Source organism: Nitrosopumilus sp., from assembly GCF_025699255.1.
In the GTDB taxonomy this organism is placed as follows: domain Archaea; phylum Thermoproteota; class Nitrososphaeria; order Nitrososphaerales; family Nitrosopumilaceae; genus Nitrosopumilus.
The window spans coordinates 1-13318 of the sequence record NZ_JAILWA010000005.1 but is presented as its reverse complement, the minus strand read 5'-3'; the positions used below and the strand labels follow the sequence as shown (position 1 = coordinate 13318).

Here is a 13318-nt window from a genome sequence, read left to right as displayed (position 1 = left end):
AGAACTTACGAATGCTCCTTAATTATTTTGAGCATTTTTTCCAATGTTTCTGCGAGAATTAATTTTTTCCAACCGAAAGTGAAGGAGCGTAATTCAGCTAAACTTGTAGGTCTAATGTTAACTATCTCAACAGCTTCATCTTCTGTTAACTCACATTCTTTGATTAATTGTTTTTTCATTTCTTTTGCATCTTTAGGTTCTGTTGATACAAATTTTGAAACATAATCATAGGTCCAACGTTGAATTTGATCCATTTCTTCAACATCAACTTTACCTAAAATTTCTTTTACCTCTGAAAGAGAAATAGCTTGTTTCTTTTTTACTTCTTCCATATTATACACCGAATGGTTTAATGTGATCCAATCTAGTGATTAAGGTTTTCGATTTCTCACCTAATTTTACATCTAGTGTGATTGCTCGTCTACCAACATTTGTAATAACACCAACTTTTCCATGGTATCTTCTATGTGGTAATCCTTTATGCTGTCTTGGATCAATAATGACAAGTGCTTGTTGACCTTCTTGGTATTCACGCAATAGGAATGAGACTCCTCGCGGTGCCTTTTTCTTCATTACGGATCTAGATTTATGCTTAAATCCATGTGAACGACCATGGGATTTCTTAGTTGCCATTTAGTGTAAAACCTTCGAAAGCCCTATTTTAAGACTTAGAACATCATTTTGGAGATTTTTGGCTAATTAGATCGGTTCTAAGTTGACCACATGCTGCTGAAATTTCAGTACCTTTTTCAATTCTGATTGTACAGTTGATTCCTGCTCTAGATAAAATTCGTTCAAATTCAAGCACATTTGTCTCGGATGGACGTTGGAAATCACCAGCTGTTGGGTTTATCGGAATTAAATTCACATGAGAACCATTGCCTTTCAACAAGGTAGCCAATTCTGTTGCAATTTCAGGAGAATCATTGATTCCCGCCATAAGAGCATATTCAAATGTTACACGACGACCAGTTTTTTTGAAATAATTTCTCCCTAATTCAATAATTTCTTCTACTGAATTTGGTGTGGCAGTAGGTACTAATTTTTTTCGTAATGTGTTATTTGGAGCATGAAGTGAAATGGCTAAACCAATCTGAAGATTTTCGTCTGCAAGTTTTTCAATTCCAGATTTTATTCCAATTGTAGAAATTGTGATGTGTCTTTGACCTAAACCAAATCCTCTATCATGTGTTAGAATTTTAACAGCTCGAATCATTTCATCATAATTAGCCATTGGTTCTCCCATCCCCATGAAAACCAAATTGGTAACATGTTCTCCTCTTTGTTCAAGGAGTTTTGCAAAATGAATTACTTGTGATATTATATGTTCTGCTTTTAGATTTGTTTCAAATCCCATTTGTCCTGTTGCACAAAATACACAACCCATTGCACATCCAATTTGAGTAGAAACACATATTGTAGATCTTGGGTGGCCTCCAATCTTTTTTGGATCATATTGCATTAGAACAGTTTCTACAGAATTATTATTTGATAAATTAAGTAATAGTTTTGTTGTATCTCCATCATCACTTACAACTCTATGAGTTTCTTTTGCTGAACCAATTGTATAACCTGCTTCAGTTAATTCTTCTCTAAGTTTTTTTGGGAGTTGAGGAATATCATTAAGATCTTTTGGGAATTTGTAATATAGTGGAAGTAAGATTTGATCTGCTCGATATCTGGGATAACCCATACCAATTACAAGTTCTTCCATTTCTTCTGGAAGTAACCTATACAGATCTGTCATGATATAGGGATTAACAAAAAGGATATTTTATAATTTAAGTAAAATAGAAAAAGTGGGAAAAAGAGTGGTTACTCTTCTACAGGATCCAAATCATCAGATTCTGTTTCTACTGTAGCCTCTACCTCAGGTGTTTCTACTGTAGCCTCTACCTCAGGTGTTTCTACTGTAGCCTCTACCTCAGATGTTTCTACTGTAGCCTCTACCTCAGGTGTTTCTACTGTAGCCTCTACCTCAGCCTCTTTGGTTTTTTTAGTAGTTTTTTTGGCTGCTGCTTTTTTAGTAGTCTTTTTTGTCTTTTTCTCAGCTTCTTCAGGATCCATAATACCTGCTTCACCAAGAGCAAAGATCACTTCCTCTTCAGGGTGATGAGGACTATCTACCATTCTAGCGATTCGTTTCTTACCTGATTTCTTAAAGTAGATTCTGTAAGTGCTGGTATGTGCAACCACATTTCCACCAATTGGTCGAGTTGGATCTCCAAAGAAAACATCAGGAGATGCCATAACTTGATTGGTTGCAATTGCAGCACAATTGTATGTTTCTGCAATTCTTGACAACAAATGTACAAAGTGATTTAATTTTTGTTGTCTAACAGACAATGTTCCTCTACCTAGATATTCAGCACGAAACAATCCAACTGCAGAATCTGCCACAATTAGTTTAACATTGTTTTCTTCAATTACAGGACCAGCTTCTTCTAAAATTAGTACTTGATGTGCACTGTTGTATGCACGTGCTACTATTATGTTATCCAAAACTTTCTCAGGATCCATCTCATGAGCTTGTGCAATTGCTACAATTCTTTCAGGTCTGAAAGTATTTTCAGTATCAATATACAAAACAGAGCCTTCAAGACCACCTTCTTCTTTACTTTTTTGAACCATTACTGACATGGTATGTGCAAATTGTGTTTTACCACAACCAAACTCTCCATATACTTCTGTTAATGCTTGTGTTTCTAAACCACCATCAAACAAAGTATCAAGACAGTTTGTACCAGTTGTAATTTTGCCAATGCTTTGTCTGTATTTGTAAATCTCACTTGCACTAACAAAATCTTTAGCTATTAATCCACCTTCAACTAGATGTTGTCTGGCTTTATTGACAATTTTTTCAGCAGTATCCTTTTCCATTCCAGTAATTTCTGCAATTTCAACAGGACCTCTAACGATGAGATCCATGACGTTGTGGACACCTGCATCGGATAATTTTCTTGTAGTTACAGGACCTACGCCCTCTAAACTATCTAATCTTAAATCTTCTACCATACCGTATAGTACGGTACCAGTACTTTATAAGGTTATTGTTTTAGAAAATGATCGTAAGATGATAAAATTTTAGAAAATGGACTATCGTCTCTTTCTTCTTTGTCCAGGTTTATTTTGACCAGGAAATCTGCCTAAAACAAATCTTTTCTTGAAGTTACTTTTGTTTCCAACACTAGAACTAGTGCCTACAATTTTTCTACCTTCAACCTTTGGTGTTTGTCCTCTTACTTTACCAGCTTTGGTAAGTGAACCGTGTGTTGCCATGTTATAAAATAAGAATTAGTGAATTTATGTATTTGGATAACTACCAATATTTGGCTTTAACAGTCTCAATAACTTTTTCGTGTTCCTTACTCTTCCTGCGGGCATATTTTTCCATTGCACCAAGAGGAACACCTCCAAGAGATCTTGCGATTGCATTAAAGAAGTATCTTTGTGGGCCTTTTGAACCAGTTTTAGTCATGAATTTTTGAATACCATATTTGAAATTGTGTTGCCATGTTTTGTAAAGAACACCAAGTTGTGCAGGAGTCATTTCATTTCCAATGTGGAAAAAGTCAGATTTTTCAAGTAAGCCAATTGGAACAAATGTCAATGCAGTAGCAGTAAACATAGAATCAGGTTGCTCACGTTCTAACTCACTAAGTAGTTGTATAGTTTCCCAAGAATCTTCAGGAGTCTCATCGTTATCAAGTCCCATAATTAATGTAAATGCAGGAATCCAATAATCCTGATTCAAAGTCTTGACACCTTCTTTTACAACCCAATGCCATTCAGATGGGTCATATGGTGCAAGTTTTCTATCTGCATATTTACCGATTAGCCTAAGACTTCCAGTTTCAAATCCTGCTTGAATACCAATCATATTATCAGGACTAGCTTTCATAATTTTGGATAAATTAGGAATTAATTTTTCATCAGCAATGGCACCTGCCAATGTACCGTGAGTTGGATTGGTATGTTCAACTCCAGTAGACATGATTGCAGTAAATAGTTCTTCTAATGCTTCTCTGTTTGGTTCCATTCCTTTTGCAGTTCGAGGATCCATCCCATAAACGAAAATATCATCACTGTGAATCCATGCAGATTTAGAACCACCTTTCTTAATGTTAACTTCAATTTCTTTTTTGACTTTTTCTGGAGAATAATATCTTAAAGATCTTAATGTGACATCACAGAATTTACAACCTCTACCACATCCTCTCATTACTTCAACCATTCCATGCATACTTGGTTCAACAATATCAGGAATCTCTTCTAGTTCTGGTCTATCCCAAAAATTAACAAATCTTCCATGAAGTTTTTTGCCGTTTCTTTCAAATTCTTTAATGTTAACTTTAAAGTCACTTCTTTTGCGGAAAGGATCCATATTTTCAAAATCTCCATTAATCAAATAATTAAAGAAGCGACCTGCATGTCCATCAATTTCAGGAGCAATGCCACCAAGTTCTCCTTCTAAAATTGCATAAATTCCAAATTCTTCAATCTTTTCAGGATCGTAATTATATTGCCAAGTACCAGATGCTCCAGAAATCACTTTTGCTTTACTTCCAGTTCTTGCTTTTGCAGCTTTTATTCTACGATGTAGTTCTGCATTGTAAAATTCATCATAAGATGTTTGTTTTCGACCATAAGTAAATGTCATAGTAACTGGACCCATACCAAGAGGATCCATCTCATAAGTTCCAATGACCTGAGTTTCAGGTCCAATAAATTTTTCAATATGATTTGGATGAGCAACAACTACATCTTGTCTACTAAAACCATCTCGAAGTAAACCAGCTTCTAATTTTCTTAGTCCATAAGGAGCATATTTTGCAACACCATCAATATCAGGAGACCAATTACAAATGAAATCAAATAGAACTTTTGGAGTGACCTGATTTTTAAGAATCTTGTACCAAAAACTGTTTTTATCTCTATGAGGGTCAAGTGCTGGAGCACATCCAAAAAACGTTGCAAGTGATAATCCCCTATACGGTGACATTAATGTTCTATCAGCCGTTAAGACTATCTTTGGATGACCCATACCCTTCACGGAAATAATTTTCTGATTTATTTTAAACCTTGCTAGTCAAACCTAGTAATTTTCTAAAATTCCAGCCTTATTACGATGTAAATGACCAAATTCCTTATTTGTTGACAAATGTTCCCCGTCAAAGACAGTTCCATCTCTGCATGCAAGATCCTCACCTACACAGCAACTACCACAGATACCAACCCCACATTTCATCATCCTCTCAAGACTGGCTTGAACAAAAATATTTCTAGAATGAGCGGATTGCACGGTTTTATACATCATGATTTCAGGACCACAAACATACACAGCGTCAAATTGGGTTTCATTAACTAATTTTTCTACCATATCAGTGACAAATCCTTTCTCACCATAACTACCATCATCAGTAGAAACTATCACTCGATGTGGATTATTTTTCAAAAGATCGTTTGCTAATTCCTCAAAGAAAACTTCATCTTTTGATTTTGCACCCATTAACACAGTAACATCATCAGTAGGTTTTAGAAAAGTTAGTAATCGCATCATAGGAACAAGTCCAGTTCCACCACCAACTAACAATATTTTGCCTTCTTTTACATCAAATGAATTTCCATAAGGACCTCTAATTCCAATTTGTCCACCCACAGGTACGTTAAACAATCCAGTAGATGAAGGCCCATGTTTTCTAACAGTGAATGCAGCTTTACCAGATTCTTTGGATATCATTATACTCATCGGTAATTCATTTACTCCAGGTATCCAAACCATGGCAAATTGTCCTGGAAGAACATTAGGCATAATATCATCAGAAAAAACCAGAGTTCTAACTGTAGGAGTTTCTTCAATAACTTTTTCAATTGTTACAATTGTTGGGTGATTAAGATTTCTTTGCAAGACCCACCATCTCCTTGATTGTAGAATAATTTTTTCTTTTCATGTAATCCAGTATTCCTTTGTTAATGTCATCAAAAACTCCAACCCAATTATCACCAATTGCACTTCCAAGTTGAACAGCAGAAGCTCCTGCCAAGAAAAATTCTACAGCATCTTCCCAAGAAGAAATACCACCACAACCAATTATTGGAATATCATATTGGGAAGAGATTTCATACACGCATCTTAACGCAATTGGTTTGATAGGAGTTCCAGATAAACCTCCAAATTTGTTGCTAAGTATGGGTCGTTTCGTTTCAACATCAATTGCCATTGCACGTACAGTGTTAATTGCAGTAATAGCATCAATTCCTGAATCTATTGCGGTACTTACGGTATTTAGATAATTACTGGTACCCAAACCAACTTTGGCAATTACAGGAACATTAGTAGATTTTTTAACTGTAGATACAATTTCTTTTACTAATCCAGGATCATCCCCAACTTCTAAACCAACTTTGGCAACATGCGGGCAAGATAAATTTAGTTCATATGCTTTAACTTTACATTTTTCAAATTCTTTGATCATAGATTCAAAATCTGAAGGTATTGAACCTACTAAACTGACAATAATTGGAACGTCTTGGTTTGGCTCTATCATTTTTGCAAAATATGCAGCTCCGGGATTAGAAAGACCAACAGCATTAATCCATCCACCTCCTTTCACACTAAAGATAGTAGGATTTGGATATCCTTCCCAAGGGGCTGTGCTAAGAGATTTAGTTACAACAGCACCAGCGCCAGATGCGTAAAGTCGATTAAAAACATCAAGAGATATGCCTAAAATTCCAGATGCTAACATTACAGGTTTGTCTAATTGAATTGGACCGATGGAAGTTGCAATACTGGGTTCCACATTCATTAATTATCTTAGGTTTGAATATAACAGTTGATTCTAGATTCTGGTACCTTTTTTAAAGGTGGTTTAGAATCAACTAGTCATGTATTCTGTGATTTTAACAGAATTGGGAATCTCAGTCTTCAATGATGGAAAACTAGATAGAGCATTTCCTTTCTCAAATGCAGTTAAAGAGTATCTTTTAGTTAAAAACAAAGAATCAAAATTAAATGAGCTTGTAAATTATCTAGCATCAACCCAAAGAGGATTTTCTGTAAGTGACGATTCTTTGCTTGCAATTTTAAAAAAATATTCTATTGATTGTCATTTAATGGAAGCATCAGAATTAGATACAATTCAGGCAAATAAACCTCAAATCATTGTAGATTCAGGTTTTGCTTCTAACTTACAAGATACTCTTGGGAAATTAAGAGAATTTGCTTTAGGGTTATCTTCATCAAAAGTTACAGAGGTATCACAAAGTCCAGATCTACATATCATTCAAGCAATAAATTCACTAGATGAAATTGATAAAATAGCAAATGGATTGAGTTCTAGACTTAGAGAGTGGTACGGATTACATTTTCCAGAATTAGACAACATTATTGATAGTATTAACGGATATGCACAAATCGTAATGGCAGGTAAAAGAGAATCACTAACTAAACAAGTTTTTGAAGATGCAGGTTTTCCTGAATCTAAAGTAGAAATGTTATCTTTAATTGCATCAAAAAGTAGAGGAGGAGATATTTCAGATGTTAATTTATCAATTGTTCAATCAATTGCAAAACAAGTTTTAGATTTTCATGAGTTACGTAAAAAACTTGAAGAACATGTTGAAACAGAGATGCAAGATATTGCACCAAATCTTTCAGCAATTCTTGGAACTGCAGTAGGTGCAAGAATTCTAGGAAGAGCAGGAAGCATCAAAAGACTCGCATCCCTTCCTGCAAGTACAATACAAGTGTTAGGAGCTGAAAAAGCATTATTCAGATCATTGAAAACAGGTTCTCAACCTCCAAAACACGGATTATTATTCCAACATGCAATGGTTCATTCTGCTCCAAGATGGCAAAGAGGGAAAATTGCTCGTGCAGTAGCTGCAAAAGCAGTAATTGCTGCTAGAGTGGATGTTTACGGAGAAGGACTAAACAATACTTTACTTGAAAAACTCAATGTCAGAGTAGATGAAATAAGTAAGAAATATGAAAATCCTACTGAAAAAGACTCCAGACCACCTCAAACTTTCAGAGAAGATCGAGATAGAAGGAGAGGAGGATATAGAGATAATCCAAGAAGAGATGGCGGAGATAGAAGGAGAGGAGATAGAAGAGAAGGAAGCTATAGAGATAATCCAAGAAGAGATGGCGGAGATAGAAGGAGAGGAGATAGAAGAGAAGGAAGCTATAGAGATAATCCAAGAAGAGATGGCGGAGATAGAAGAGAAGGAAGCTATAGAGATAATCCAAGAAGAGAAAATCAAAATTCAAATAAAAAGAGAAAGAAGTTTGGAAGAAGATAATAAATCATTTTTTTGGATTAAATCAGAGGGACAAAATAAATTAGCTACGGAAAATTTGATCCCCGGCAATCAAGTTTACAAAGAAAAATTAATCATTAAAAAAAATATTGAATACAGGTTATGGGATCCCTTTAGGAGTAAATTAGCTGCAGCAATAATGAATGATCTTGATTATTTTCCTTTTGAAAACAAAAGTCAAGTTCTATATTTAGGGGCGTCAACTGGAACCACAGTTAGTCACATATCAGATATTGTAGGACCTAACGGAATGGTTTTTGCAGTAGAACATGCAAGTAGAGTTGCAAGAGATTTCTTAGACAGAGTTGCGGCATATAGAAAAAATATTATTCCTATTCTACAAGATGCAAGAAAACCTAAAGAGTATTTTTCAGTGTTTGGAAAAGTGGATGTTGTGTATGTAGATATTGCACAACCTGATCAAACACAAATTGCTATTGATAATTGCGAAATGTTTCTAAAAAAAGGAGGTTATTTCTTTTTAGTTATCAAAACTAGAAGTATTGATGTGACAAAAGCGCCAAAAAGAATAGTTGAAGAAGAAATTGAGAAACTAAAACCAATGTTTGATGTTTTACAAACTATTGATTTACATCCTTATGATAAGGATCATGCAATGGTAATTTCAAAGTTTAAAAATTAATTATTTTCAATAATTTTCTGTACAGGTTTCCAGCTTTTACGCACAAATTTGGGCATCTCTTGATTTGTTTTATAATATTTTGTAACAAATTTCACAGTTACAGAGTCAGATGGATATCCACTGCCCAAATTATGTTCTTTTTTTAATCTCATAATTGCTCTATCTCTAGTGACTTTTGCCAGAATTGATGCTGCAGAAACTACAACAAATCTACTATCTGCACGATGATATGATTTTATCTTATGATTATCAGATAATTTAGAAATTTCTTTTCCAAATCTAGTAGGATTAACATCGCATGAATCAACATATGAAATATCAGGATTTAATTTTGAAACTACTTTTGCCATGTATTTAGCTTCTAAGTCATTTAGACAGTGTTTCTTTACACTAGCATCAATGGATTTGGGAGAAATTTTTGTGATATAATAATCATCAACAGTGTTGATAATTTTTTTGTAAAGCACTTCTCGTAATTTTGGGGTAAGTTTTTTTGAATCTTTTACACCCAGAGCATTTAGTTCTTTTATATTTTTTTTATCTAATGATATTCCAGCTATCACCAAGGGACCCAACATAGGACCACGTCCTGCATCATCTATTCCACAAATTTGCACGAATTGTATCTTAAAGTACAAGTATTAAACTAATTTAACACTGTAAAACATACACAAAGTTTCTTTATAGAGGGAATGAACTGAATATGTTATTCCGCATACTTTTGAAACAGTCAAAGGGATTTTCGTAGGGTGTCATTGACTACTTTAGAAAAACTAACAGATTTTGAGGATTTTTTTATTGCAGTTGCTTGTTTTGCACATAATTTTTTTAAAATTTCATCATCCAATGTAATAGTAATTCTTTTTGACATTATTTTTTACCCCTTGATTTTGTTCGTAAAAGAGCACTGCAACAAGGGCAGCGAAAACCAGAAACAGTCATAAAAATACTACACAGAGTACATCTCTTTTGTCCATATCCGTACTTGGACCCATTTGGAATTTTTTCTCCTTTAAGACTCTCACATACTCCTTTACAGATATACACCATTAGGATCTGACCTCAAAGGATTTGTGACAGCAAGGACAATTTGAATATCTAGAAACTAATTCCAAGTCGCAAAGTGCACAATATTTTCTAAATATGCTATTTGTTGAATTTCTAAATTCAGCGTCAGCATCATAATATCCACAAACACTTCTGCAAGAATGTTCATTCATCATGGTTTTGCTCCACATCAAAGAATGAACCACAATCTTTGCAAAATATGCCATGATTTTGTATTTTAATGGCTATATTACCACACTCAATACAAATTCTAATTGCATTGTTTACGGTTTTTTTGTTTGATTCTAACTGATTATCCTGAAACGTTTGTATTTGCATATTATTAATAGGAACTATTCCTAATTAAGTGTTATTATTAATTAGGAATTATTCCTATTAAAGAAAATAGATATTAAATAGAAGAATATGCTAATTGTAATATGCAACAGTTAGAACAGATCGTTGAATCATTGAGAGATGATGGATGCAGAATAACACCTCAGAGAATGGCAATAGTAGACTACCTATTAAAAACAGAAGATCATCCAAGTGCAGATCTAATACACAAGATTGTAAGAAAAAAATACCCAATGGTTAGTCTATCTACAGTATACAAAACACTTGACTTACTCAAAGAAAAGAAACTAGTTAATGAAATAGAAGTAGATGGAGAGGCTAGATTTGATGCACATACAAATGAACATATCAATATGGTATGCGTGATATGTGGTAAAATTGACGATGTAGATGAAGAAACTCTGAAAGATATTAAAATCAAAGCTAGTAAAAAATCAAAATTTCTAATTTTAAAAAGTAATTTTGAATTACATGGTTATTGTAACAGTTGTAAATCAAAGATAAATTCCTTTTAGAAACTCTAATTTAAAATTAGAATAGCAAAATATAATCATAGAATAAACATTATGTTTCGTTATTAATGAACCACAAGTATTAAACCATATTACGTTTAGAAAAATTGAAACATAATTGAAATTTCCAGATGAAACTTTTCAAGAGATAATTGAAGGAAAAACAAAACTGTTGGTCCCAAAAAAATCAATTACGGATAAAGTCCCTCCAATGAGACCGGCATTTTTCAACCCCAAAGCAAAAATGAATAGAGATTTTTCGATTATTGTATATGCAACATTTCTGAAACAATTTCAAGGTCCAAAAATTTTTTTAGAAGGACTTTCAGGGATTGGAGCAAGAGGTTTACGTGTTGCAAATGAACTAGATGTTGAAAGAGTTGTAATCAATGATCTAAACCCATCTGCGCTAAAAATGGCAGAATATTCAGCAAATCTAAATGAAATAAAAAATATAGAATTTTCTGAAAAAGAAGTATGTAGATTTTTTAGCAATTATTCAAAAAAAGGGAAACGTGGGTCAATAGTAGATATTGATCCTTTTGGTTCGCCTGCAGCTTTTTTTGACTGTGGTATAAGAGCTACCATGCATGGTGGAATTCTTTCAACTGCAGCAACCGATCTTCAGGTCCTAAATGGCCTCTTTCAATCTGCATGTAAGAGAAAATATGGAGGAGTTCCAGTCAGAACAGAATACGGGAATGAAATTGCCATTAGATTAATTCTAGGTTCCCTAAGAACAGTAGCAGCAAGATTAGGAGTAGAGATTATTCCAATATTTGTAGAAAGTGAAATGCATTATTACCGAACATATGTCACAGTTCGAAATAGGCCAGATCAGCAAGAGAATTTAGGATATATTCTACATTGTAAAAATTGTGGGCATAGAGAAATTAGATTAGAACAAGAACAAGAATGTAAACTATGTAGATCAAAAATCAGCATAGCAGGACCATTATGGATAGGTAAACTTTTCGACAAAGATTTTGTTCAAAAAATGTTAGAAGAAAATAGAAATTTAGAAACGGATAAAAGTTGTGAAAAAATACTTAACAAATGTTTAGATGAGTCAGAAATGCCAGGAGCATACTATACATTAGATGAAATTGCATCAATAATGAAATCATCACCACCAAAATTAGAAAAAGCAATTTCAAATTTACAAGAGAATAATTTTTTAGCTAGTACCACAGTGTTTTGCCCAACTGGATTTAGAACTAATGCAAACATAAATGAAATTATAGAAATTTTTAAAACTATCCAATAAAGCCTAAACAAACATAGTATAATTCACTACTTTGTTTTCTACTAGCTTTTGGTTTAGTAAGATTAATTCTTGCAAATTTTTTCTTTATGTAATCTTTAAACTCCATAGAAAATTCTCCATCAAAGACTTTGAATACAGCATTTCCTTTATGTGCTAAAACTTTGTCCATGATTTTAGTACAATCATAATTTAGAGAAATTTGTTTTGCATGATCAACAGACCAATTTCCACTAACTTGTGGAGAAAGATCACAAACTACCGCATTTACTTTACGTCCAAAATAAGACATTACTTCATCTACAACATGCTCATCTTCAATATTTTCTCGAATTATATGAGCACCAGGAATTTCTTCAACATAAGACAAATCAATTCCCATAACTTTTCCTTGATTTCCCGCTAATTTTACAGCCATTTGAGTCCATCCACCTGGAGCACATCCAAGGTCTAATACATAAAATCCAGGTCCTATAATACGATATGATTGATTTAATTCCTTTAGTTTGAATGCAGCTCTACTTCGAAACCCCTGTTCATGAGCTAATCTGCGATAATGATCTTTTCGCGCTTCTATGAGTTTCATTTAGATTTCACAGGTTTTTTCAATTCGGCAATTACCCAATCTTCAATGAATTGGCAATTTGTAGGGCTAATCTCACCTTCAAGTGAACATTTTTGTTCAACCGGACACACTAAACATGGTGCATTTTCTATTGATTGTGTACTGATAGGAGTTTTCTTTAAAATTAATTTGTAAGTCCAACGATTGTTCTCCAAAAGTTTTTCTCTTGTAATTGTACCCATTCTTTCAAGCTTTAATGCTAATCTTGAACCAATCTGGTTTGTAAGTTTAAGTTTTTTCCACAGTTCTCCTTGAAGCATGCCATCAGATTCTTTTTCTGCTAAAATATCACAAACTTTGTTTGTTAATCTCTCCATGTCAACTTTTTCAATTTGGAAATTTTCAATTTCTTCATCAGAAAGTTGTTCTTCTAGTTCTTCCTCAAGTGTTTTTTCAGCTTCTCTTTTAGCTTCTTCTAATTCCTTTTTAGTTAATTTTTTTTCTTTGATAGGTTTTTCGGCTTTCTTTGCTGTTTTCTTTGCAGGTTTAGTTTCGGCTTTCTTTGCTGTTTTCTTTGCAGGTTTAGTTTCGGCTTTCTTTGCTGT

At 33.7% G+C, this 13318-nt stretch carries 16 protein-coding genes; 4 read left to right on the top strand and 12 right to left on the bottom strand.

What is annotated here, in order from left to right; all coding sequences use genetic code 11:
- Positions 1-5: 5 nt before the first annotated feature.
- From K5781_RS05985 to K5781_RS05950, 8 genes are all read right to left on the bottom strand, one after another.
- Entirely contained in the window at positions 6-332 is a 327-nt protein-coding gene (locus K5781_RS05985) for an RNA polymerase Rpb4 (RefSeq protein WP_297441778.1), read from the bottom strand.
- A gap of 1 nt (position 333) precedes the next feature.
- A complete protein-coding gene (locus tag K5781_RS05980; RefSeq protein WP_297441776.1) occupies positions 334-633 on the bottom strand; it encodes a 50S ribosomal protein L21 in 300 nt (99 codons plus the stop codon).
- Between the two features lie 43 nt (positions 634-676).
- Positions 677-1747, bottom strand: coding sequence for a 23S rRNA (adenine(2503)-C(2))-methyltransferase RlmN (rlmN, locus tag K5781_RS05975; RefSeq protein ID WP_297441774.1), 1071 nt, complete (start codon positions 1745-1747; stop codon positions 677-679).
- Positions 1748-1815: 68 nt separating this feature from the next.
- Positions 1816-3015: a DNA repair and recombination protein RadA gene (gene radA, locus K5781_RS05970; protein ID WP_297441772.1), complete on the bottom strand. Its 1200-nt coding sequence runs from the start codon at positions 3013-3015 to the stop codon at positions 1816-1818.
- An 81-nt stretch (positions 3016-3096) separates the two neighbouring features.
- A complete protein-coding gene (locus K5781_RS05965; RefSeq protein ID WP_179360494.1) occupies positions 3097-3279 on the bottom strand; it encodes a 30S ribosomal protein S30e in 183 nt (60 codons plus the stop codon).
- Positions 3280-3319: 40 nt separating this feature from the next.
- Entirely contained in the window at positions 3320-5044 is a 1725-nt protein-coding gene (locus K5781_RS05960; protein ID WP_297441769.1) for a radical SAM protein, read from the bottom strand.
- A gap of 51 nt (positions 5045-5095) precedes the next feature.
- Positions 5096-5908, bottom strand: a complete 813-nt coding sequence (locus K5781_RS05955) for a dihydroorotate dehydrogenase electron transfer subunit (protein WP_297441767.1) — start codon at positions 5906-5908, stop codon at positions 5096-5098.
- Positions 5892-6809 carry a dihydroorotate dehydrogenase gene (locus tag K5781_RS05950; protein WP_297441765.1) on the bottom strand — a complete coding sequence of 306 codons (918 nt, stop codon included), beginning with the start codon at positions 6807-6809 and terminating at the stop codon, positions 5892-5894. The genes K5781_RS05955 and K5781_RS05950 overlap by 17 nt, the downstream gene beginning before the upstream one ends.
- A gap of 79 nt (positions 6810-6888) precedes the next feature.
- Between K5781_RS05950 and K5781_RS05945 the strand changes: the two genes are divergently transcribed.
- Both K5781_RS05945 and K5781_RS05940 read left to right on the top strand, forming a co-directional pair.
- Complete coding sequence (locus K5781_RS05945; protein ID WP_297441762.1) at positions 6889-8307, top strand: ribonucleotide-diphosphate reductase subunit beta; 1419 nt, start codon at positions 6889-6891, stop codon at positions 8305-8307.
- Positions 8294-8968 carry a fibrillarin-like rRNA/tRNA 2'-O-methyltransferase gene (locus tag K5781_RS05940; protein WP_297441761.1) on the top strand — a complete coding sequence of 225 codons (675 nt, stop codon included), beginning with the start codon at positions 8294-8296 and terminating at the stop codon, positions 8966-8968. Before K5781_RS05945 ends, K5781_RS05940 begins: the two co-directional genes overlap by 14 nt.
- Here K5781_RS05940 and rnhB read toward each other — a convergent pair.
- Complete coding sequence (gene rnhB / locus K5781_RS05935; protein ID WP_297441759.1) at positions 8965-9585, bottom strand: ribonuclease HII; 621 nt, start codon at positions 9583-9585, stop codon at positions 8965-8967. The two genes, K5781_RS05940 and rnhB, sit on opposite strands and share 4 nt — an antisense overlap.
- 113 nt (positions 9586-9698) lie before the next feature.
- Positions 9699-9839 (bottom strand): hypothetical protein, encoded by a 141-nt coding sequence (locus K5781_RS05930; protein WP_297441757.1) that lies wholly within the window; start codon positions 9837-9839, stop codon positions 9699-9701.
- Between the two features lie 616 nt (positions 9840-10455).
- Between K5781_RS05930 and K5781_RS05925 the strand changes: the two genes are divergently transcribed.
- Together K5781_RS05925 and K5781_RS05920 are read left to right on the top strand one after the other, a co-directional pair.
- Entirely contained in the window at positions 10456-10887 is a 432-nt protein-coding gene (locus tag K5781_RS05925) for a Fur family transcriptional regulator (RefSeq protein WP_297441755.1), read from the top strand.
- Between the two features lie 115 nt (positions 10888-11002).
- Positions 11003-12151: a tRNA (guanine(10)-N(2))-dimethyltransferase gene (locus K5781_RS05920; protein ID WP_297441753.1), complete on the top strand. Its 1149-nt coding sequence runs from the start codon at positions 11003-11005 to the stop codon at positions 12149-12151.
- Here K5781_RS05920 and K5781_RS05915 read toward each other — a convergent pair.
- Positions 12141-12734 (bottom strand): RlmE family RNA methyltransferase, encoded by a 594-nt coding sequence (locus K5781_RS05915; protein ID WP_297441751.1) that lies wholly within the window; start codon positions 12732-12734, stop codon positions 12141-12143. The genes K5781_RS05920 and K5781_RS05915 overlap by 11 nt on opposite strands.
- The coding region (locus tag K5781_RS05910; protein ID WP_297441749.1) for a transcriptional regulator at positions 12731-13318 on the bottom strand (588 nt) is incomplete at its 5' end. The genes K5781_RS05910 and K5781_RS05915, both read right to left, overlap by 4 nt.